Source organism: Flavobacterium dankookense (assembly GCF_004362665.1).
GTDB lineage: Bacteria > Bacteroidota > Bacteroidia > Flavobacteriales > Flavobacteriaceae > Flavobacterium > Flavobacterium dankookense.
Window position 1 is genome coordinate 1 of sequence record NZ_SNXR01000002.1, and the last position, 24,475, is coordinate 24,475.

Sequence of the window (24,475 nt, forward strand, 5' to 3'; positions counted from 1 at the left end):
AGCTATCGGAGAGCGTTATCCAACTGGAGTTTACAACGTAGTTGTTAGCCAAGATGGTAATGCTAAATCATTACGTATGATTAAGAGATAAGTTTCTCATTAGAACTTATATAAAGGAAACCGCCTCAAGCAATTGAGGCGGTTTTTGTTTATAACAATATTATTAAATACCTTATTAAAGGTTTGTTAACGAGTATAATGGTAATTTAACGTTTTTTTTGTGCAACTCACTGATATTAAGTTAAATTTAACTCGATTTCCAAAAATTAATTTCTTATAACTAAAATTATTTAGCGCATTTTATGTGTCTAGTAGTTGTTTATTGTTTAATCTTTTAAATTATAAAATATGAGAAATGATATTTATTCTTCCCGTTAAAAAGTAGTTTAAAATTACTTTTTAAAAATGCTAAAATGCATTTTATTCTTTTAAAAACAAAGTCTCTTTATTTTACGTGCTATATTTTATATGGCTGTTGTTTACTTATCTTAAAAAAATAATATAAAATCAAATACCATGAAATATATTACAAATAGAATTTTTATAATTCAGCAAACCAATTTTAGTTTGTTGATAAATTACATTTTGCTTTTTTTGTTTGGTCTTTTTGGAGTTAGTGCTCTTGGACAAACACAAACTTATACGTCAAGTGGTTCATTTACAGTTCCTGCTGGTGTTACCACCGTTCGAGTGCAAGCTTGGGGCGGCGGCGGCGGCGGCGGCGGCGTTAATGGATCAAACTCGCAGACTCGTGCTGGTGGCGGTGGCGGTGGTGGAACTTATACTAACAATAATACTGTTAGTGTAAATCCACTTGGTTCGGCTATAACTGTTACAGTTGGACTAGGCGGACAAGGTGGCGATGATAACTCAGATGGTTCAACAGGAGGAACATCTACATTTGCTTCTGCAAGTCCTGTAACGGCTGTTGGAGGTAATGGAGGTCAATCAGCAGATGGTTCTCCACAATATGGGAATGGTGGAGCTGTTAGAGTAGGAGTAACTAATGATGGTGGAGCTGGTTCTGCTGGTACAAGTACCTCAGGAGGAAGAAGTGGTGCTGGTGGTGGTGGAGCAGGTTCTTCTGGTGATGGAGGAAATGCTTCTGGAACTACGGGTGGATCTGGTGGATCTGGTGGTGGTGGTGCAGGTGCCAATGGTAGAACTGACAATGGAGATGGTGCTGATGCAAGTAATTTAGCTGCTGGAGGTGCTGGAGGTAGAAGTACCAGTAATACTGATAGAGACGGAGGAAATGGTTTTAGAGGTCAAGTAATAGTAACTTATACTTGTCCAACGTATTCTTTAACAAGTAGTCCAACAGGAAATAATATTTGTACAACTGCTGGAACTTCAACAGTTATTACATTAACTGGTTCTGCGGTTTCTTTGCCCGTAGGTAATTACACTGTTACTTATAATAGAAGTTTGCCAAATGCAAGTGGTTTGACTGCAACTATGTCTGTAACAACAGCTGGAACGGGAACTTTTACTGCTGTAGGTTTTACTTCGGCGGGTAATTCTACAATTACTATAACAAATTTAGCATCAGGTGGATGTACAAATTCAATAGGTTCATTAAACACTGTTGTAATTAATGTTACTTTAGGAGCTACTGCTGCTGCTGGAACTGCTATTTCAACTTGTTATACTTCTGGAGGAATAAATATTACAGCTGGTTCAACTGCAACAAATAACTCAGGAATTACTTGGACTTCAAGTGGAACAGGAAGTTTTACTGATGCTAATTCATTAACATTATGTGAATATACACCAAGCGTTGATGATATTGCAGCTGGTTTTGTGACTTTGACATTAACCGCAAGTGGAAATTCTCCATGTGGTGATGTAACTTCAACTAAAATTTTATCATTGTATTCCTCGCCAAGCACAACAGGTGTTTCTATTTGCCAAGGTGCATCGGGTAGTTTAACGTCAGCTGCACTTAGCGGTGGAGCTTTACAGTTGAATGGTACTTGGGCTGCCACACCTAATGCTGCTAGACCAGATACAGGAGATAATTCAACTACATGTGATTTTTCATATAGTGGTGGTGCTGATATACGAAATTATACAGCAACAAACTTTCAAGTAAGTACAACAGGTAGTTATACGTTTACTATGACACAAAATAACGCTTATGATGGAATGGGATATATTGTGTCTGGTAATTTTACTCCGGGAAGTTGTTCTACAGGAACTTTTATAAGAAGAGATGATGATGGAGGTCCAGATGATGAACCACAAATTACTACTAATTTGACAGCTGGGGTCGTTTATACTTTAATTTCTACAACCTATTCCACAAGTAGTGGAACGTATATTGGTGATTATCAATGGACAATAACACCACCATCTGGAGGGAAATTATTGCCAGTCGTTGAATGGTATACTGCTTCTTCTGGAGGAACACTTTTGGGAACTGGAACATCATTCAATCCTGTTGGGGTTGCTGGTTCAGGACTTTCAAATACTAATACATCAGGTACGACAACATTTTATGCGGCTAATTCGCTGAATGCATCTTGCGCAAGAACAGCGACTACTTTTGAGATTTTAACCAATGTTACTTATTATGCTGATGCTGATGCTGATGGTTTTGGAGATGCTTCAATTAGTCAAGTAAGCTGTACAGGTGCTCCAATAATGGCTGGTGGTAATCCTGGGGTTACAAACAGTACCGATTGTAATGATGCTGATGGTACTAAAAATGCACAATTTCCTTTCTACGCTGATAATGATGGCGATGGTTTTGGAGTTGGTAGCTTGATAAACGTTTGTGCTATAGATGCATTAACACCACCAACTGGTTATTCATTAAATAATACCGATTGTGATGATATTAATATAGCAATAAATGAAACTTTTCCATTCTATGTTGATGCAGACACTGATGGTTTTGGTGTAGGCAGTTTGGTTGATGTTTGTGCTGTAGATGCATTGACACCACCAATTGGTTATTCCTTAAACAATACTGATTGTGATGATACTAACTTATTAATAAATGCAACTTTCCCTTTTTATGTTGATGCTGATCAGGATGGTTTTGGTGTAGGTAGTTTGGTTGATGTTTGTGCTGTCGATGCATTATCGCCACCAGTAGGTTTTTCGTTAAATAATACAGATTGTGATGATTCTAATGTAGCAATTTATCAACTAGGTGATTTTTATGTTGATGCAGATGGGGATAATTATTCTACAAGTGCAACAACTATTGAATTATGTTATGGAGCAACTGAACCAGTTGGTTATAGTATGGTTTCGTTGGGTATTGATTGTGATGATACTAATGTAGCGATTTATCAATTAGGTGATTTTTATGTTGATGCTGATGATGATAATTATTCTACTAGTGGAACTACTATTGAATTGTGTTATGGAGCAACTGAACCAGCTGGTTATAGTCTTTTGAATCTTGGATTAGATTGTGATGATACTATTGCAGCAGTTAATCCTGGTATGGCAGAAATTCCATACGATGGTTTAGATAATGATTGTGACGGTAATTTAGATAATGGTTTCCCACTATTCACATCAACGATGTTAAATTGTGGTTCAACGTTGTCTAATATAGGTTCGTTTATTTCTTGTTTAGGCACAGCTAATGCTGTTGAATATAAATTTGAGATTACAGGACCAAACGGAACAGTAACTATTGATAGAAATGTTCATTACTTTAGTTTGACACAATTGGCAAACTATCAATACGCCACTACTTATTCAGTAAGAGTAATGTTGAGAAGAGCAGGACAAACGAACTTTGTGGGTTATTATGGTGATGCTTGTTTATATTCTACGCCACCAGTTACTTCACCAGTTGGAGGAGTTGGTTCAACTCAATTGCAATCTTATTGTGGAGAAAGTTTACCAACCTTAGCAACTTTAATTGCTACAACTAGTTTACCAGGAGTTACACAATACCGTTTTAGAGTTACTAACACTGAAACAGGAACTGTTCAAACATTGGATAGAAATTTACATTGGTTCTCATTAACTATGTTAAACGAATTCCACTATGGCACTACTTATTTAGTAGATGTAGCGGTTAGAACAACTGCTCCATTCCCTGCTGAACCTTCTTTTGGAGCGCCATGTACAGTTACTACACCAGCGTTACCAAGTTTAACGGCTTATTGTGATAGCGTTGTTCCAAACAAAGGAATTATTATTCCAACTAGTAGTTTAAACAGAGCGACTTTGTATCGTTTTGAAGTAACACGTTATGCTGATGAAACTTTAGAAACTATCTTAAGCACACAACAAATTGATAGAACAAAACACTGGTTTAATTTTAATCTTGTTACTGATTATGTTCCAAATGGAATATATGGCGTGAGAGTTAGTGTAATGACATCAGGTTCTTTCCCTGGTTCATCAGTTCTAGGTCAGTTCTTATATGGTGATGCTTGTATTATTATGTCTCCAAATATTGCTAGAGAAGCTACACCAGTTGCAACAAGTAGGTTTGAAGCTGTTGGTTATCCAAATCCATACGATTATGAGTTTGGTATCAAATTAGACACTACTAGTGATAGTATGATAAGTATTAGGGTTTATGACATGATTGGAAAACTAATCGAGCAAAGAGAAGTTGCACCAACTGACATTCCTGTACAAGCTATCGGAGAGCGTTATCCAACTGGAGTTTACAACGTAGTTGTTAGCCAAGATGGTAATGCTAAATCATTACGTATGATTAAGAGATAAGTATAGTAAATAAAACTTATAAAAAAAGAGACCGCCTCAATTGTTTGAGGCGGTTTTTTGTTTTTATTAATTAAAAAAAGGATTAGATAAAATCTCAAATTAATAGATAAAAAAAAATCTCCTTTGAGGAGATTTTTATATTTAAACGTGTTTTCTGTTTTTCTTGAAAGAGTAATATGCAAATATTAAACCTACAACTAACAATAAAATTAATTTAGAATTAATTGGAGCAGGTTGTGGGTCAACATCTTCAACGCCACCGCCACCATCGTCGTCTCCTGGTTGTGCAAATGCAGTAAAATCATATAACATTATAAATGCTAAAAGGGCAAATTTTAATATGTTCTTCATAAAAACTTCTATTTCAGTCGGTAAATATAGTAATCATTTTTATACTTCAAAAATATAATTGATTATTTAATGGTTTATTAATCAAATTCAGAGGTGAAAAATAGTTTTACATTTGGGAATTTGCTTTGTGTCATTTGTATGGTGAAGTCAGAATCAGCTAGGAAAACCAATTGTCCATATTTATCGTGAGCTAAAAACTTTTGTTTGATTCTTTTAAATTCTTTGAACTCTTCACTTTTTGCATCATTTGGTTTTACCCAACATGCTTTGTGGACTGGGAAATTTTCATAGCTACACTTTGCGCCATATTCATGTTCTAATCGGTATTGAATAACTTCATATTGTAAAGCTCCAACCGTACCAATTACTTTTCTATTATTCATCTCGAGAGTGAAAAGCTGTGCAACTCCTTCATCCATTAATTGATCAACTCCTTTTTCTAGTTGTTTTGCTTTTAGCGGATCGGCATTATTAATATATCTAAAATGCTCTGGTGAAAAACTTGGAATTCCTTTAAAACTCATCATTTCACCTTCCGTAAGTGTATCGCCAATTTTGAAATTTCCTGTATCATGAAGTCCAACAATGTCACCAGGATAAGATATGTCTACAATTTCTTTTTTTTCAGCAAAGAAAGCATTCGGGCTAGAGAATTTTAAATTTTTATTTAATCTAACATGTGTGTATGGTTTGTTTCTTTCAAATGTTCCTGAAACTATTTTTACAAATGCTAATCTGTCGCGATGTTTTGGATCCATGTTGGCATGAATTTTAAAAACAAATCCAGCCATTTTTTCTTCCTCAGGTTTCACTAGTCGGGTTTCTGACTCTTTTGGTCTTGGAGATGGAGCAATTTCTATAAAACAGTCCAATAATTCTCTAACTCCAAAGTTGTTCAACGCAGAGCCAAAAAAAACAGGTTGTAAATTACCGTTTAAATATTCCTCTCTATCAAACTTTGGATATACTTCGTCGATTAATTCTAATTCTTCTCTGAGTTTTACAGCAGGTTTTTCGCCAATTATTTTTTCTAATTCAGGGCTTGTAATGTCTGAAAATGCAATCGTATCTTCAATATTCTTACGACTATCACCACTAAAAAGATTGATGTTTTGTTCCCAAATGTTATAAATTCCTTGAAAATCATAACCCATTCCAATAGGAAAACTTAAAGGAGTAACGCTTAATTTTAGTTTTTGTTCCACTTCATCCATCAAATCGAAGGCGTCTTTTCCTTCTCTGTCCAATTTATTGATAAAAACAATCATTGGAATGTTTCGCATTCTACAAACTTCTACTAATTTTTCGGTTTGTTCCTCAACACCTTTTGCTACGTCAATCACTACAATTACACTATCAACAGCAGTTAATGTTCTAAAGGTATCTTCGGCAAAATCTTTGTGACCTGGCGTATCAAGAATATTGATTTTCTTGTTTTGGTAATTAAACGCAAGTACGGAAGTTGCTACCGAAATTCCTCTTTGACGTTCAATTTCCATAAAATCGGAAGTAGCTCCTTTTTTAATTTTATTGTTTTTAACAGCTCCAGCTTCTTGAATTGCTCCTCCAAAAAGAAGTAATTTTTCAGTTAAAGTTGTTTTTCCAGCATCTGGATGCGAGATAATTCCAAAGGTTCTTCGGCGTTGTATTTCTTTTAAAAAACTCATATTTTTTTATAAATAGTTTGCAAAAATACGACTTATTTCTTCATCTAGAAAAGTTCCGAGAAATCATTGGTTAATTGTGATACATTTTGTGTTAATAAAATTTTGTTAATACTAACCTTGAGATTTGTTTAATATAATTGAATTGTTACTTTTGTTGATTGTTATTGCACAAAATGACATCCTATCAAAAAAGATAATTTTAATAAAATTTATGAAAACCATTTTTAATAGAAACAACTTAATGGAAATGAAATTGAAACAACTGCTTTTCGGATTTTTATTTTTAATGACAACGGTGCTTTTTGCTCAAAAAAATACAAAAGAAGTATTGTTTACTGTCAATGAAAAACCATACTACACCGAAGAATTTTCAAGAGTTTATAAAAAGAATTTGGATTTAGTAAAAGACGAATCTCAAAAAGATTTAGACCAATATTTAGAATTATTTATTGGATATAAGTTAAAAGTAAATAAAGCTTATAAATTAGGTTTACAAAATAATGAAACCTATAAAAATGAACTAAAATCGTATCGTTCGCAACTAGCTAAAAATTATTTCAACGATACAAAAATTACTGAAGAACTTATTGAAGAAAGTTATAATCGTTTGCAGAAAGAAGTAAAAGCATCACACATTTTAATTCTTGTTGACGAAAATGCCTCAGTCGAAGATACTTTAAAAGCCTATAAAAAAATTAAAGAAATCAAGGATAGAATTTCAAAAGGTGAGGATTTTGATGCTTTGGCTTCTCAACTTTCTGAAGATCCATCAGCCAAAGAAAATAAAGGTGATTTAGGCTATTTTACTGCTTTTAGAATGGTTTATGCTTTTGAAAATGCTGCTTTTACAACTCCAATTGGTTCTGTTTCTAAAATTTTTAGAACACGTTTTGGGTATCATATTCTAAAAGTGACTGATGTTAGACCAAACAGAGGAGAAGTTACTGTAGCTCATATCATGATTTTAAATCCAAAACCTGAAGATACAGATCAAGATAAAGCAAAAAATACCATCAACGATTTATACAAAAAAATTAATCAAGGCGAAAAATTTGAAGAAATTGCTAAACAATTCTCCGAAGATAAATCATCGTCTGCAAAAGGTGGTGTTTTAAACAAATTTGGTTCTGGTCAATTGAGTTCTACAGAGTTCGAGAATGTTGCTTTTTCGCTTAAAAATCCTAACGACATTTCGCAACCGTTTCAATCACAATTTGGTTGGCATATTGTAAAACTTATCGAAAGACATCCAGTAAAAACATTGGATGAAATGAAGCCAGAGTTAGAAAATAAAATTGGTAAAGACGATCGCTCTAGAAAAATTACAGCTTCGTTAAACGAAAAACTTAGAAAAAAATATACCCATAAAAAAGACAACAAACAGTTTGCTGCTATTTCAAAGTTAGTAACAAATGATTTTTATGACGCAAAATGGACTTTGCCAGCCAATGCAAAAGACTTTACTTCACCAATTTTAACTATAGATAATAAAAAAGTTGAAGGAAAAACATTCTTAGAATACATTGAAAAACAACAAAAAGCTCCAAACAATGTTAAGCCATTAGCAAGAATGTTAGACAATGCATATAATGCTTTTTTAGACGAACAGTTGAAAAATTATTATGACGAAAATTTAGAAAACGAATTTGCTGATTTTGCTCATGTAATGGACGAATATCGTGATGGATTATTGCTTTTCGACTTGATGGAAAAAGAAATTTGGGAACGTTCAAAAACAGATACTATTGGATTGCAAAATTTCTACGGTTCACACAAATACAATCATATGTGGAAAAAAAGAGTAGAAGCAACTGTCATTTCTTCAACCAAAAAAGATATGATAGATAAAGTTGTTTCTATGTTGAAAAAAGGTACTTCGGCACAAGAAATTAAAGATAAATTAAATACAAAAGAAGTTGTAAACGTGATGATTAATTCTAATGTTTATGAAGAAGGAAACAATTCTTTACCTAAAGAAACAAAATTTGAAGTTGGCATTTCACCAGTCGTAAAAGAAGGAGAATATTATTTTGTTACTAAAGTAGATAAAGTTTTGCCAGAAGGTGTTAAAACTCTTGAAGAATGTAAAGGAAAATTAACCAACGAATACCAACAATATCTTGAACAAAGATGGGTTGATGATCTAAAACAAGAGTTTAACATTAAGGTAAACAAAGACGTTTTTGAAAAAGTCAAAAAAGAATTAAAACAATAAATGAAAAAAATCCTTCTTTGCTTTTTGATAATGACTTTTTCCTCTTGTGATTTGTTCAAGAAAGAAAAAAAAGCCGAGTCAATTGCCAGAGTTGGAAAAAACTATTTGTATAAAAGTGATATTCAAAATTTAGTTCCTGCTGGAACACCAAAAGCGGATAGCATTTTGATAGTTAAAAATTTTATTGATAGATGGGCAACTCAAAAATTACTTATTGATGCAGCCGAAAGAAATTTAAGCGAAAGTAAGAAGAATGAATATAGTTCGTTAATTAAGCAATATAAAATCGATTTATATACAAAAGCTTATATTGAAGAAATTGTAAAAAGAACTGTCGATACTATTGTTTCTAGCGATGAACTGAAGCAATTTTATAAAGAAAACAAAGAGAATTTTAAAACAAACGGAACATTAGTTCGAATGCGATACATCAATATTGCTAAAGACAATCCGAAACTGGCAACCATCAGAGATAAATTTTTTAACTACAACAAAAAAGATAAAAAGTTTTGGGAAACCTATAGTCTACAGTTCAAAAGTTTTGCATTTAATGATAGTATTTGGGTTGGAATGGATCAGGTTTATAATAAATTGCCAATCATAAATCCTGATAATAGAGATGAATATATTCAGCCAGGAAAAAAAATGCAAGTGCTCGACAATGAAGATTTGTATTTAATAAAAGTAACCAATGTTATTGATAAAAATCAAATTTCGCCGTTTGAATATATTAAACCAACAGTAAAAGAGATAATTCTAAACAAAAGAAAATTAGAATTAATAAAAAAATTTGAAAAAGAAATTACCGATGATGCCATTAAAAATAATGATTATGAAATTTATGAATAGCCGATTGAGTATAGTTTTTGCTGCTATTTTTTGCACAACAATTGCAACAAATGCTCAAGAGATTATAAAAGATGTTGAAAAACCAGTGGCGAAAACCATTAGTCCAAAAAAGCAAAAAGTTGACGGAATCATCGCTACAGTTGGAGATTATACCATACTCGATTCAGATATTGATAAAACATATTTAGAACTTTCAAGTCAAGGAAAATCAATAAAAGATATTACACGCTGTCAAATGTTAGGAACGTTGTTGGAAGGTAAACTTTATGCACACCAAGCTATTCAGGATAGTATCGTTATTAGAGATGAAGAAGTAAAAGAAAAACAAGCAGAGCAAATAGCATACATGGTTGAGCAACTTGGCTCAATGGAAAAAGTGCTACAATATTTCAAAAAAGATACTGAAGATGAATTTAGAACAGAGCTTTTTGAGATTATTAAAACCAATAAGTTGACAGCTGAAATGCAACGCAAGATTATTGATGCTGTTGAAATTACTCCAGAAGAAACTAGAAATTTCTTTAAATCAATTCCACAAAATGATTTGCCGCTTTTTGGTGCCGAAATGGAAGTAGCGCAAATTGTAGTAACTCCAAAAATATCTGATGAAGAAAAACAAAGAGTAATTGCAAGACTAAAAGAACTAAAAGCAGAAGTTTTGGCAGGTTCAAGTTTTAAAACAAGAGCTGTAATTTATTCTGATGATAGAGGTTCGGCAGCAAGTGGCGGTTTTTACAAAATTAATAGAAAAACACAATTCGTTAAAGAATTCAAAGATGTGGCATTCTCTTTAAACGAAGGAGAAATTTCAGAACCATTTGAAACAGAATATGGTTTTCACATCATTATGGTTGAAAAAATTAAAGGACAAGAAGTTGAATTACGTCATATTTTGATGATGCCAAAAGTTTCTGAACAATCCTTAAAAGAAGCTAAAGAAAAAATCAACCTTATCAAAAAAAGAATTGAAGATGGTGAAATAACTTTTGCTGAAGCTGCTAGAACAATGTCAGACGAAAAAGAAACTCGTGCCAATGGTGGAATTTTAATTAATCCAAAAACACAAGACACTAAGTTTGAGTTGACAAAAATGGATCCAAGTTTGTATAGCGAAGTATCAAATTTAAAAAGTGGTGCTATTACTCCAGTGATACTTGATGATGATCCAAGAACCGGAAAAAAATATAAAATAATCACCGTTACAAATAGAATTGAAGAGCATACAGCCGATTATTCAAAAGATTATATCAAGATCAAAGATTTAGCATTGCAAGAAAAACAAATCAAAGAAATTGCCAAATGGACTGATGAAAAAATTAAAGAAACTTACATCAAAATAAATGGTGAATACAGAGATTGTACTTTCATGAATAAATGGATAAAATAATAAATAGTATAACTTAGCGTTTTAGTTTGTCTAAAAACCTAATAATCTAAAATCTACAATGTCTGACGTAACAGCTATAAATAATTTGGTTCAAAAAAGAATTGAACTTAAAAAAGAAATTTCTAAAATCATTATTGGGCAAGATGTTGTTGTTGACCAAATCTTGCTGAGTATTTTTTCTGGCGGACATGCACTTCTTGTTGGTGTTCCAGGATTAGCAAAAACATTGATGGTTAATACTATTGCACAAGCATTAGGCTTAGATTTCAAAAGAATTCAGTTTACACCCGATTTGATGCCATCTGATATTTTAGGAAGTGAAATTTTAGATGAAAACAGACAGTTTAAGTTTATTAAAGGACCAATATTTTCTAATATTATTCTTGCTGACGAGATAAACAGAACGCCACCAAAAACTCAAGCTGCTTTACTTGAAGCCATGCAAGAACGTGCTGTTACAATTGCTGGTCAACATTATAAGTTGTCTTTGCCTTATTTTGTTTTAGCCACTCAAAATCCAATTGAGCAAGAAGGAACATATCCATTGCCAGAAGCACAATTAGACCGTTTTATGTTTGCTATAAAACTGGATTATCCTTCGTTTTCAGAAGAGGTTGATGTGGTAAAAAGTACTACTTCTGATGCAAAACCAACTATAAATGCATTGTTTACAGCTCAAGAGATAATAGATTTTCAACATTTACTTCGTCGTATTCCTGTAGCTGATAATGTTATTGAATATGCTGTAACCTTAGTTAGTAAAACACGTCCAAACAATCCACTCTCTAACGATTATGTGAAAAATTATTTAGATTGGGGTGCAGGACCAAGAGCTTCACAAAATTTAATTTTGGCAGCCAAAGCAAATGCGGCTTTCAACGGAAAGTTTTCACCAGATATTGAAGATGTAAAAGCAGTTGCAACTGGGATTTTGCGTCATAGAATAATTAAAAACTACAAGGCTGATGCTGAAGGAATTACCGAAGAAATGATTATTGATAAGTTGTTATAATAATTTCTATTTTTTTGCGTTTTCCGTTTAAAATAATTGGATTGTGAAAAGATATTTATTCCTTTTACCTGAGCTTACTCTTCTTGGCTTGAGTTGTTATTGGTTTTTAGACAATTTTATTGGAACAAAACACTTCATTCATTTGCTTTTGAGTATTTGTTATACTGTTATTTCAAGTTTTTTTTCAAAATAAATATGTTGTTTTTTTGATAGCTACTTTCATTTCCTTATTTTCAATATACATGTTTTTTGCAGTAATATCTGAATTTAAGGATTTTCCTGTGGCTACATCAGAAGCATTTCAATTGCTCGGTTTTGGATTGTTTTTATGTGTCATAGGTTTTGGTACATCAATTACTCTGTTTTATAAATTTCTACCTAATTTTTTTTAACACAGTACCCAGATATTGTCTATTTTAGTGCCATAAAATTGACAAATAGATGAGTTCTAACCCAGAAAGTTCAAGAATTTTTGGTCTCGATTTAATGAGAGCATCAGCTTTGATGTTGGTCATGAGTTCTCATACACTATGGATATATCCACCTAATGACTCCGTTTTCACCTATTTTTTTCGCTTAGTAGGATTTCTTGGAGTTGAAATGTTTTTTGTTTTAAGTGGTTTTTTGATTGGAACCATTTTTTATAAACTTTACATTCAAGATGATTTTACCTTCAAAGAGGTTCTTTATTTTTTAAAAAGAAGATGGTTTAGAACGCTGCCCAATTATTATTTATATTTAATTCTAAATGTAATTGTAGCTATTATTATTGGTTATTCTTATGCTGATATTTGGAAATATATATTTTTTATACAAAATTTCGCATCTCAAATGCCAGCTATATATCCAGAAGCATGGAGTCTGTCTGTTGAGGAATATACCTATTTAATTTTGCCTTTTTCAGTATATTTAGTTACTATTTTCTTCAAACCCAAAAATAAAAAATACACTTTTTTAACGATAATAATTTCACTTATACTAGTATTTATATTAACCAAATGGTTTTACAATATAACTACAACCAATATTTCATTGAACCAATGGAATGTTTCTTTAAAAAATGTTGTTATCTATAGAATTGATGCAATTCTTTATGGTGTTTTGATTAGTTGGTTAATGATTAACTGCAATGATTTTATGATCAAATACAAAAATTATTTTGTGTTTTTTGCTCTTTTTCTTTTGTTCATAGTAAATATTGTTTTAGGGTATTTTGGAGTGTCTATTGAAAAAAATCCAACTTTTTGGAATGTCTTCTATTTACCTATGTCATCGATAACAATGTCATTCTTTTTACCTTTTTTATCACAGTGGAAAAGTACAAAATTACCATTCAAAAGAATAATAGTTATCTTGAGTTTAATTTCTTATTCCTTTTACTTGATTCATTACAGTATTGTGATGCAATTGATGAAACACTTTATAAAAACGGATTATTTTCAATTGTATGAATATCATCTTTTCACTTTAAGTTTCTTGATAATTAGTCTAAGTTTATCGTACTTAAATTATAAATATTTTGAAAAACCAATGATGAATTTAAGAGATAAATTTTAATTAAAATCATTTTTCCTAATTTTAATTATATATTTAGCATTATTGCGGTGTGTATTTTGTTATTTTCGTAATAATCTTTAATAAAACAATATATTTTTCTGTTTTTTTTAAAATAAAATAACGTTTTCGTAAATTTGCACCGCAAACAATTTAACCTTAAAGATATATGGCTTTTGATATTGAAATGATTAAAAAAGTTTACGGAACTATGGCAGAACGTGTGGATAAAGCGCGCGAATTAGTTGGTCGTCCGTTAACACTTTCAGAAAAGATTTTATATTCTCACTTATGGGAAGGAACGCCTTCTCAATCTTTTACAAGAGGAAAAGATTACGTAGATTTTGCTCCAGATAGAGTTGCTTGTCAAGATGCAACAGCTCAAATGGCATTGTTGCAATTCATGCACGCAGGAAAAAAGACAGTTGCTGTTCCAACAACAGTTCACTGTGATCACTTAATCCAGGCTAAAGTTGGTGCAACTACCGATTTAGCTGTAGCAAATTCTCAATCTAAAGAAGTTTTTGATTTCCTTTCTTCAGTTTCTAATAAATATGGAATTGGTTTCTGGAAACCAGGTTCAGGAATTATTCACCAAATCGTTTTAGAAAATTACGCATTTCCAGGTGGAATGATGATTGGTACCGATTCTCATACAGTAAATGCTGGTGGTTTAGGTATGTTAGCTATTGGTGTTGGTGGTGCTGACGCTGTAGATGTTATGTCTGGGATGTCATGGGAATTGAAATTTCCAAAACTTATCGGAGTAAAATTGACTGGTAAATTAAACGGTTGGTCAGCTCCAAAAGACGTAATTCTAAAAGTTGCCGATATCCTTACTGTAAAAGGCGGTACAGGTGCTATCGTAGAATATTTTGGCGAAGGCGCAATAAATATGTCATGTACTGGTAAAGGAACAATTTGTAACATGGGTGCCGAAATTGGAGCAACTACTTCCACTTTCGGATACGATGATTCAATGAGAAGATATTTAGCAGCAACTGGTCGTCAAGATGTTGTTGATGCTGCCGATAAAGTTGCCGATTATTTAACAGGTGATGCTGAGGTTTATGCTAATCCGAGTCAGTATTTTGATGAGTTAATCGAAATCAATTTATCAGAATTAGAACCACACATTAATGGTCCGTTTACTCCAGATAGAGGAACGCCTGTTTCTAAAATGAAAGAAGAAGCTGCTAGAAATGGTTGGCCTCTAAAAGTAGAATGGGGTTTAATTGGTTCTTGTACTAACTCATCTTACGAAGATATGGCGCGTGCTGCATCAATTGTAGAACAAGCGGTTGCTCACGGAATTACTCCAAAAGCTGAATTCGGAATCAATCCAGGTTCTGAGCAAATTCGTTACACTATTGAAAGAGACGGAATTATTGCTACTTTCGAAAAAATGGGAACTAAAGTATTTACCAATGCTTGCGGACCATGTATCGGACAATGGGATAGAGCTGGAGCAGATAAAGAAGAAAAAAATACTATCGTACATTCGTTTAACAGAAATTTCTCTAAACGTGCTGATGGAAATCCAAATACTCACGCCTTTGTAACTTCTCCAGAAATGGTAGCTGCATTAGCAATTTCAGGAGATTTATCGTTCAACCCAATTACAGATACATTGTTAAACGATAACGGTGAAGCTGTAAAATTAAATCCGCCAACTGGTGATGAACTTCCTAAAAGAGGATTTGATGTTGAAGATGCAGGTTTTCAAGCTCCAGCCGCAGATGGAAGTAGTGTTGAAGTAGTGGTTTCTCCAACGTCTGATAGATTACAACTTTTAGCTCCATTTGATGCTTGGGATGGACAAAATATTACTGGTGCAAAATTGCTTATTAAAGCGTTCGGAAAATGTACTACTGACCACATTTCTATGGCTGGACCATGGTTGCGTTTCCGCGGACATTTAGATAATATTTCAAATAACATGTTGATTGGAGCTGTAAATGCTTTTAACCAAGAAGCTAATAAAGTTAAAAATCAATTAACTGGAGAATATGCTGCTGTTCCTGCTGTTGCAAGAGCTTATAAAGCTGCTGGTGTTCCTTCAATAGTTGTTGGTGATCAAAACTATGGTGAAGGTTCTTCAAGAGAGCACGCTGCAATGGAACCGCGTTTCTTGGGTGTGAAAGCGGTTTTGGTAAAATCATTTGCTCGTATTCACGAAACAAATTTGAAAAAACAAGGTATGTTAGCGTTAACTTTTGCTAACGAAGCTGATTATGACAAAATCAAAGAAGACGATACTATTAACTTCTTAGATTTAAAAGAATTTGCTCCTGGAAAACCATTATCATTAGAATTCGTTCATGCTGATGGTTCGAAAGATATAATTTTAGCAAATCATACTTACAACGAAAGTCAAATTGGTTGGTTTGTTGCTGGTTCTGCTTTGAACTTAATTGCTGCTAATGCATAAGTTTTTGCTAAACAATATATTATATAAAAAACGCTCCAATTATTGGAGCGTTTTTTATTATTAATCACTATCAGCAATTGCTGTTGAAATTATTGGATTATTTGGATTTCTATACAATTCTGTTAGTCCTGATTTCCAATCGACTTTTTCATAAAAAAATTCAATCGAAGTTAGCGTATCTTTCTTTTTGATAATACAGTTTCCGGTAACATTTGCTTCATCACCAATTATTGTATAGACTTTATCGCTTTCTAATTTGTTTTCTGCGTAAAGCAAATATATTTTTTGGGCAATTTCTTGTCTAATATCCAATTTAGCATTGAACGTACTTACTATAACAGTACTTTTTTTAGTCTTGACAATGTATTCAATTCCGTCTTGACCATAGTTGTAAGTATCAAAAACTTTTTTCTCTTGGGCAAATATTACTTGACAAAGTAATAGAATGCCAATGAATAAATTTTTCATTAGTAGGTATTTTAATTTGGGGCAATACAAAGTAAAAGAAAAAAAATGAAATAAAACAAAAATATTTAATATAAAAACTTACTTTTTTAATTAAAAACAGTTTTTAATCTGTATTTTTTTGACTTTAATCGATTTTATGATTGATGAATTTATAGTTTACTTAATCAATTTGTGGTATGAAATAGTTACTATTTCTAAATAGTTAATATGATAATTATCATTTTGTATGGAATTGAGATAGTCTAATTTTGAAAATTAAATTTCAATTTTATGTCAGCTTCTTTAATCCAAAAATACAATGTTCCTGGACCAAGATATACCAGTTATCCAACTGTACCTTATTGGGATGAACAGACTTTTTCATATCAAATTTGGAAAGATACATTGAAGAAATCTTTTTCAGAAAGTAATGCCAAAGAAGGAATTAGTTTATACATTCATTTACCTTTTTGCGAAAGCATGTGTACTTTTTGTGGATGTCATAAACGAATAACAAAAAATCACAGTGTAGAACATCCTTATATTGAAGCTCTTTTGAAAGAGTGGTATTTATACTGCCAGTTGTTTGATGAAAAACCAATTATTAAAGAAATTCATCTTGGTGGCGGAACACCAACTTTTTTTTCAATAAAAAATTTAGAAGATTTGATTAATGGGATTTTTACTAGTGCAAAAAAAGCGACATCTTATGAATTTAGTTTTGAAGGACATCCAAACAATACGACAAGAGAACATTTGCAAAAACTATATGATTTAGGTTTTAGAAGAGTAAGTTTTGGTGTTCAAGATTATTCTGAAACAGTCCAAAAAGCGATACATCGAGTTCAACCTTTTCACAACGTAGCAAAAGTAACACTTCAAGCACGTGAAATTGGGTATACATCAATTGGGCACGATATTATTTTTGGATTACCATTTCAAGAAATTGAAGATATAGTTGATACCATAGAAAAAACAAAATCACTACAACCAGATCGATTAGCGTTTTATAGTTATGCACATGTTCCTTGGATAAAAGGGAATGGGCAACGAGGATTTAAAGATGAAGATGTTCCAAAAGATGAAAAAAAGCGAATGTTCTATGAAGTTGGAAAAAAAATATTGCGTGAAAAAGGATATTATGAAATTGGGATGGATCATTTTGCACTTGAAACAGATAGTTTATACCAATCGTTTGAAAATGGAAGTTTGCATCGAAATTTTATGGGTTATAGTTCTTCAAAAACGCAACTTATGATTGGATTAGGTGTTTCGTCTATTAGTGATAGTTGGTATAGTTTTGCTCAAAATGAAAAAAATATTGAAGATTATTATCAGCTTTTGGAATGGAATAAATTACCAGTTGTAAAAGGACATTTTTTAACCAATGAAGATTTAATCATTAGAAAACATATTTTAAATTTAATGTGCCAATTTGAAACTTCTTGGGAAAATACTTCAGCTTATTTTGAAGAACTTCCGGATGTCATTATTCAATTGCAAGAAATGCAAGACGATGGTTTACTGACTATTGAAGATAAAACAATTCGAATTCATGAAAAAGGTAAACCATTTATTAGAAATATCTGCATGGCTTTTGATTTACGATTAAAGCGAAAAATTCCTGAAAATCAATTATTTTCAATGACGATTTAAAACAAAAAAAATCACGATTTTCGTGATTTTTTTTGTTTTACTTTTTTAAGTAAGTATAAATTTCATCTTTCAAATGTAGCATTTTTACCTTAATTTCTTTGAATGCTTCGTCGGTCATAATTTCTATGCCTTTATTAATACGAAGAATTTGATGTTCTATTTCATCATATTCTTCAAATAATTTTTTGAAGTGATTGTTCTCAATTTTTAGTTGATGAATTTTGTCTTGATATTCGGGGAATTCATGTAGTAAATCGTGTTTTTCCATAATTGTAAATTTAGAATTAATGACAGTTTGCTTTTTGTTGAACAAATAAATTGATGCTACTTGGTGAAACATAAGGAATTCCAATTGCTAAACCTCTAACTATAAATAGTATTCCAATAAAAACACCAACATAAGGAATTGCTTTTTGAATTTTATTGCGAATGGATATAGTTAAAAACGAGTTGATATAAACCACACTGCTCATCATTGGAATTGTTCCCAACCCGAAGAAAAACATATACAAAACACCTAGACTTGCACTTTGCATTGCAATGGCTCCAAATAGCGCGACATAAACCATTCCGCAGGGTAAAAATCCATTGAGTAATCCAATAGTAAAAAGTGATTTATAGCTTTTGTTTTTAAATTGACTTCCTAGCTTGGTTTTTATTTTTGAAATAATTTGAAATATTGGTTTTGAAAAATTATATTTAGCAAAAAGGCGTTCAGGAATTAGAATTACAGCTATCATTAATACTCCAATTGCAATAGATAGATTTTGTTGAATTCCAGCCAGATAAAAACCTCTACCTAACAATCCAAATAACAATCCGATAGTAGCGTAGGCTGTTAATCGACCTAAATGATAAGTTATAATTTGAGTTACTTTTTTTGCTTGATTGTTTCTATCAACAGGAAGCATCATAGCAATTGGTCCACACATACCAATGCAGTGTAAACTAGAAATTAATCCAAAAAGTAAAGCAGTGAATAGCATTTTTAGTTAAGATAAATGGTGTTTTTTGACTGGTATTCTTTATTGTTATATTCCCAATTCAAATTAATGTCCCAACGACCGCCTACCAAACTTTTTTTAGGTATGAGCAAAGTAGAATTAGATAGCGAAATCGGAATTTCAAAATCTAATTTTTTGTTAGACGGTCTGTATAAGGACACTTTTCCCTTAATATTTTTTGGATCAAATTTTGGAGGAAAGATGATTTTTATTTCTCCAGCTTCATTGATTATTTGTGGTTTTTCAACTAAATTTTGAGCATTCTGTATTCGAACCATTTCATCACCAAATTTGGCATCATGTTTATAATATTCTTCAACCACAAGTTCGTTGTCATATTTTGAATTCGATTGCACTTTGATAACAAAATACAATATAAAAGACATAAAAAGTGTGAATGCAATTACGATTCCTGTTCCCCAATTAATTTTCATGCTATTTGTTTTAGATTAATCAAAACTTCTCGGACTTAAAAAACTAGTGGTTGTTGTTTCTATTTTTTTGGTTCCATTATAAACTTCAATCTTTATTTTAGTTTTATCGTTTTCTAGTAGTGCACTATTTATTTCAACAAACAAAGTTCCTTTTGACATTCCTTGTTTTTTTACTTTAAAATCTTTTTGTCCGACTACTGTTAAAGTTCCTTTGATATTGATTAGTTTTAAATGAATATCATTAAAATCTTCATTAGTTTTATTTATGATTTTGAAAGTATATACATTGCTTATATTATCGCCTTTGTGTTGATAAAGTTGACCTGGTAATCTCAGAATAACCGCTTCTACTTCAGTCCTAAGAAATAAAAGACCACTTAAAATTCCAATTAAAATGAATAAAACAGCAGTGTAACCTTTCATCCTAGTTGTGAATTTGAACTTTTCTTTTTTCTCAATTTCATCTTCAGAAGCATATCGAATAAGACCTTTTGGCAGTCCAACACTTTCCATAATTGTATCACACTCATCAATACAAGCAGTACAATTGATGCATTCTAACTGTGTTCCATTTCTAATATCAATTCCTGTTGGACAAACGTGAACACATAGTTTACAGTCAATACAATCACCTTTTCCAGTGGTTGAACGATCTTCATTTTTATTAAATTTAGCTCTACCGGTTTCTTTTTCGCCTCGAACAAAATCGTAAGCAACATTTATAGATTTATTATCCAAAAGTACGCCTTGTAATCTTCCATAAGGACAAGCAATGATACAGACTTGTTCTCTGAACCAAGCGAAAATAAAATAGAAAACACCAGTAAAAATCAATAAAGCGATTAGTGTTCCAAGATGATTTTTTGGACCATCTTCAATCATTTTAAACAGTTCATCGCTGCTTATTAAATAGGCGAGGAAAACGTTAGCAATAAAGAATGATATTATTAAAAAAATCAACCATTTTAGCCCTTTTTTTCTAATTTTTTCGGCATTCCATTCTTGTTTAGAAAGTCTAATTTGAGCACCACGATCGCCTTCAATCCAGTATTCAATTCTTCTGAAAACCATTTCAAGAAAAATAGTTTGTGGACAAATCCATCCGCAAAAAATTCGTCCAAAAATGACTGTAAACAGGATGACGAATACAACGCCAATTATCATAAAAAGAACAAAAATGTAAAAGTCTTGTGGCCAAAAAGGAAATCCAAAGATGTTGAATCGTCTTTCAAGGACATTAAACATCATGAATTGGTTGCCATTTACTTTTAAAAATGGATTAGCAATTAAAATCAATAACAATACATAACTAACCCATTTCCTATAGTCATAAAATTTCCCAGAAGGTTTTTTTGGAAAAATAAATTTCCTTTGACCTTTTTCGTCAATTGTTCCGATACTATCGCGAAATGATTCGTCTGGCAAATTTGGCATTTTTTTAATTTTTTGTTTTTAAACTATCTGATTTGATATTTGTGCTATCAATTTTAGTTGTAACTTTTTCTGCCCAAATTTCTCCTTCAGCTACTTTTGCATCTTTAGGATTAGTGCCTTGTAGTGATAAAATATAACTCGCTACTTTTTGCATTTCTTTAGGTTTTAGAGTTCCTTTCCAAGAAATCATTCCTTTACTATCGCGACCACCATTCATTATGGTATGGAAAACATTTTTAATTCCGCCACCTAAAATCCAATGGTCATCAGTTAAGTTTGGACCAATTGTTCCACCGCCATCTGCTCTGTGACAAGCAGCACAATTTGTATCAAAAATGGTTTTTCCCTCAGCTAAACTTGGTTTGTCAGTTAACAAAGTCACCGATTTTTCATCCATCATATCGGGTGCTGTTTTCATGTATTCTGCAATCTCAATTTTAGCTTGTGCCATTTCTTTTTGGAGTTCCATTTCTTGGTCATCAGCACCAGCGAAATGAAAACGAAACAGATAAATACCTGCAAAAACAATGGTTATATAGAATAGATAAACCCACCATGGAGGTAAAGTATTGTCTAATTCTTTTATTCCGTCATAATCATGATCTAATAAAAGTTGATTTTCTTTATCAATAGGAACAGTTCTGGTCAATTTGTGCATTAGACTTTTATACCATTCACTGTCTCTGAAACTCAAGTTTTGAGCTTGTTTTAGTTTTTCTTTTTGTTCTTCTGTTAATAAATGATAGGTTACATTATCAACTGCTTTATTCACGATTTCAATTGCGATGAGTAGAAAAAGAAATACACCTAAAAACAATAGTATCATAGGGTATTTGATGAATGCAGGTCTATCACCTGAGTCGATAAAATACTCCATCGCTGCACCAACTGAAAAGAAAATGACAGGAATTCTGATATATGATGGGATTAATTTTTTCATTTCTTTAGATTTAAAAATTATATTAATTGTCCTTTAAAGGAATGTTGCTTAATTCTTCTATTTTTTCTTTTCTATACGATGAAACCCAGATTGTTAATCCAACAAAAAAGGAAAAGAAAATGACTAATGAAACTATTGGATATATTTCAACACCAGCAATTGTTTCCATATTGTGTTTTATTTGCTCAAACATGACTTTATTTTTTTGCGTTATCTTTTACTTTAATATCTGTTCCTAATCTTTGAAGATAGGCTATCAAAGCCACGATTTCTCTCTCGTTCATTGGAACAAATTCTTCGCCTTTTGCTGCTGCTTTTTTCTTGCTTTCATCATAACTTTTTACAAAGTCAGGATCTGTTTTTAAATTTTCTTCAATTTTTAATGCTTGAGTTCTTAAATCTTTTAGACCGTTTTCAATTTCATTTTTGGAATAAGGAACTCCAAGAGTAACCATAGCTTGCATTTTCTTTTGCGTTAAAGAAATATCCAAAGGCTCATTATCAAATAACCATTTATAGCTTGGCATAATCGAGCCCGATGATGTGCTTTGCGGACTCCACATGTGGTTAAAATGCCAGTTATCATTGTATTTTCCACCTTCACGTTGTAAATCTGGTCCTGTCCGTTTTGAACCCCAAAGGAATGGATGATCATAAACATATTCGCCAGCTTTTGATTGTGGTCCATAACGTTCTACTTCACTTCGGAATGGTCTAATCATTTGTGAATGACAACCAACACAACCTTCTCTTATATATAAATCGCGACCTTCTAATTCTAACGGTGTGTATGGTTTTACACTTGCAATGGTTGGAATATTAGATTTAACCATGATAGTTGGTACGATTTGAATTATTCCACCAATTAGAATTGCAACTGTTGCTAAAAGTGTTAATTGTATAGGTTTTCTTTCTAACCAAGAGTGATATTTTTCTCCTTTTAATCTTGCAGCATTTATTTTTACTAATTCGGGTGCTTCAGCAAATTCATCCTCTACATTGGCATTAGCTCTAACAGTTTGAATGATGTTATAAACTAAGATGAACATTCCAATTAAATACATTGTTCCACCAATTGCTCTCATCCAATACATTGGCATAATTTGAGTAACTGTTTCAAGGAAATTTCCATAAGTTAATGTTCCATCAGGATTGAATTGTTTCCACATTGAAGCTTGAAGAAATCCTGCAACATACATTGGAAGAGCATAAAGTATAATTCCTAAAGTTCCAATCCAAAAGTGAAAATTGGCTAGTTTGGTTGAATATAGTTTTCCTTTTGTCATTCTTGGAATTAACCAATAAATGATACCAAAAGCCATAAATCCATTCCAGGCTAAAGCACCAACGTGAACGTGAGCGACAATCCAATCGGTGAAGTGAGCAATAGCGTTAACATTTTTTAGTGATAGCATTGGTCCTTCAAAAGTTGCCATACCATAACCAGTAATGGCTACTACGAAAAATTTCAAAACGGGTTCAGTTCTAACTTTATCCCATGCACCTCTAAGTGTCAAAAGTCCGTTAATCATTCCACCCCAAGATGGAGCAATTAGCATAATTGAAAATACAACTCCTAGATTTTGAGCCCAATTTGGCAATGCAGAATATAATAAATGATGTGGTCCAGCCCATATGTAGATGAAAATTAACGACCAAAAATGGACAATCGATAATCGGTAAGAATAAACCGGACGATTAGCAGCTTTCGGTAGATAGTAATACATTAATCCTAAAAAAGGAGTTGTTAAGAAAAAAGCAACAGCATTATGACCATACCACCATTGTACTAATGCATCTTGAACACCTGCATATACAGAGTAGCTTTTCATGGCAGAAACAGGTAATTCTAAACTGTTGAAAATATGTAAAACGGCAACGGTTACAAAAGTTGCGAGATAAAACCAAATTGCTACGTACAAGTGTCGTTCTCTTCTTTTGAGAATTGTACCAATCATATTGATGCCAAAAACTACCCAAATTAGCGCAATAGCTATGTCGATTGGCCATTCTAATTCAGCATATTCTTTTGAAGAAGTGTAGCCTAATGGTAAAGAAATGGCTGCAGCGACAATAATTAATTGCCAACCCCAGAAATTGATATTACTCAATAAGTCGCTAAACATTCTAGCTTTTAGCAATCGTTGTAGAGAATAATAAATTCCCGCGAACATTGCATTTCCAACAAAGGCAAAAATAACCGCATTGGTATGTAAAGGTCTTAATCTCCCAAAACTCAACCAAGAAATTCCTTCGGTTAGGTTTGGAAAGAGAAACAAAAAGGCTAGTAAAAGCCCAACAAGCATTCCTACTACACCAAAAACGATTGTAGCATAAATGAACTTCTTTACAATTTTGTTGTCATAATAAAATTGTTGCATTTCCAT

General features: G+C 32.3%; 18 protein-coding genes. 8 read left to right on the forward strand and 10 right to left on the reverse strand.

Annotated elements, in window-relative coordinates:
- Positions 1-516: 516 nt before the first annotated feature.
- Complete coding sequence (locus tag BC748_RS14320; protein WP_133531502.1) at positions 517-4,707, forward strand: glycine-rich domain-containing protein; 4,191 nt, start codon at positions 517-519, stop codon at positions 4,705-4,707.
- 141 nt (positions 4,708-4,848) lie between these two features.
- Here BC748_RS14320 and BC748_RS00490 read toward each other — a convergent pair whose 3' ends face one another.
- Together BC748_RS00490 and BC748_RS00495 are read right to left on the reverse strand one after the other, a co-directional pair.
- Positions 4,849-5,058, reverse strand: a complete 210-nt coding sequence (locus tag BC748_RS00490) for a hypothetical protein (protein WP_133531503.1) — start codon at positions 5,056-5,058, stop codon at positions 4,849-4,851.
- Between the two features lie 77 nt (positions 5,059-5,135).
- Positions 5,136-6,725 carry a peptide chain release factor 3 gene (locus tag BC748_RS00495; protein WP_133531504.1) on the reverse strand — a complete coding sequence of 530 codons (1,590 nt, stop codon included), beginning with the start codon at positions 6,723-6,725 and terminating at the stop codon, positions 5,136-5,138.
- A gap of 211 nt (positions 6,726-6,936) precedes the next feature.
- On the opposite strand from BC748_RS00495, the gene BC748_RS00500 reads away from it, so the two are divergent.
- The 6 genes from BC748_RS00500 (at position 6,937) to BC748_RS00525 (ending at position 16,173) form a co-directional block, all read left to right on the forward strand.
- Positions 6,937-8,940: a peptidylprolyl isomerase gene (locus BC748_RS00500; protein WP_246013982.1), complete on the forward strand. Its 2,004-nt coding sequence runs from the start codon at positions 6,937-6,939 to the stop codon at positions 8,938-8,940.
- Positions 8,941-9,789 carry a hypothetical protein gene (locus tag BC748_RS00505; RefSeq protein WP_133531505.1) on the forward strand — a complete coding sequence of 283 codons (849 nt, stop codon included), beginning with the start codon at positions 8,941-8,943 and terminating at the stop codon, positions 9,787-9,789.
- Positions 9,752-11,176, forward strand: a complete 1,425-nt coding sequence (locus BC748_RS00510; protein ID WP_133531570.1) for a peptidylprolyl isomerase — start codon at positions 9,752-9,754, stop codon at positions 11,174-11,176. The genes BC748_RS00505 and BC748_RS00510 overlap by 38 nt, the downstream gene beginning before the upstream one ends.
- A gap of 58 nt (positions 11,177-11,234) precedes the next feature.
- Entirely contained in the window at positions 11,235-12,188 is a 954-nt protein-coding gene (locus BC748_RS00515) for an AAA family ATPase (protein ID WP_133531506.1), read from the forward strand.
- 441 nt (positions 12,189-12,629) lie between these two features.
- The gene (locus BC748_RS00520; protein WP_133531507.1) at positions 12,630-13,745 is read left to right on the forward strand and encodes an acyltransferase family protein; all 1,116 of its coding nucleotides are present in this window, start codon (positions 12,630-12,632) and stop codon (positions 13,743-13,745) included.
- Positions 13,746-13,911: 166 nt separating this feature from the next.
- On the forward strand, positions 13,912-16,173 hold the full coding sequence (locus tag BC748_RS00525; RefSeq protein ID WP_133531508.1) for an aconitate hydratase: 2,262 nt from the start codon (positions 13,912-13,914) through the stop codon (positions 16,171-16,173).
- 60 nt (positions 16,174-16,233) lie between these two features.
- Here the strand turns inward: BC748_RS00525 and BC748_RS00530 are convergent, their stop codons facing one another.
- Positions 16,234-16,641: a hypothetical protein gene (locus BC748_RS00530; protein ID WP_133531509.1), complete on the reverse strand. Its 408-nt coding sequence runs from the start codon at positions 16,639-16,641 to the stop codon at positions 16,234-16,236.
- Between the two features lie 270 nt (positions 16,642-16,911).
- On the opposite strand from BC748_RS00530, the gene hemN reads away from it, so the two are divergent.
- On the forward strand, positions 16,912-18,276 hold the full coding sequence (gene hemN, locus BC748_RS00535; protein WP_133531510.1) for an oxygen-independent coproporphyrinogen III oxidase: 1,365 nt from the start codon (positions 16,912-16,914) through the stop codon (positions 18,274-18,276).
- Positions 18,277-18,313: 37 nt separating this feature from the next.
- On the opposite strand, the gene BC748_RS00540 is transcribed toward hemN, so the two are convergent.
- The 7 genes from BC748_RS00540 to ccoN are packed head-to-tail and all read right to left on the reverse strand — an operon-like array spanning position 18,314 to position 24,475.
- Entirely contained in the window at positions 18,314-18,544 is a 231-nt protein-coding gene (locus BC748_RS00540) for an HP1242/YdcH family protein (protein ID WP_133531511.1), read from the reverse strand.
- Between the two features lie 16 nt (positions 18,545-18,560).
- Positions 18,561-19,262: a sulfite exporter TauE/SafE family protein gene (locus tag BC748_RS00545; RefSeq protein WP_133531512.1), complete on the reverse strand. Its 702-nt coding sequence runs from the start codon at positions 19,260-19,262 to the stop codon at positions 18,561-18,563.
- Positions 19,263-19,264: 2 nt separating this feature from the next.
- Entirely contained in the window at positions 19,265-19,714 is a 450-nt protein-coding gene (locus tag BC748_RS00550) for a FixH family protein (RefSeq protein ID WP_133531513.1), read from the reverse strand.
- Between the two features lie 15 nt (positions 19,715-19,729).
- Complete coding sequence (gene ccoG / locus BC748_RS00555) at positions 19,730-21,148, reverse strand: cytochrome c oxidase accessory protein CcoG (RefSeq protein ID WP_133531514.1); 1,419 nt, start codon at positions 21,146-21,148, stop codon at positions 19,730-19,732.
- A gap of 4 nt (positions 21,149-21,152) precedes the next feature.
- Positions 21,153-22,088, reverse strand: coding sequence for a cbb3-type cytochrome c oxidase N-terminal domain-containing protein (locus BC748_RS00560; protein ID WP_133531515.1), 936 nt, complete (start codon positions 22,086-22,088; stop codon positions 21,153-21,155).
- A gap of 22 nt (positions 22,089-22,110) precedes the next feature.
- The gene (locus tag BC748_RS00565; RefSeq protein WP_133531516.1) at positions 22,111-22,281 is read right to left on the reverse strand and encodes a cbb3-type cytochrome oxidase subunit 3; all 171 of its coding nucleotides are present in this window, start codon (positions 22,279-22,281) and stop codon (positions 22,111-22,113) included.
- A 4-nt stretch (positions 22,282-22,285) separates the two neighbouring features.
- Entirely contained in the window at positions 22,286-24,475 is a 2,190-nt protein-coding gene (gene ccoN / locus BC748_RS00570; protein ID WP_133531517.1) for a cytochrome-c oxidase, cbb3-type subunit I, read from the reverse strand.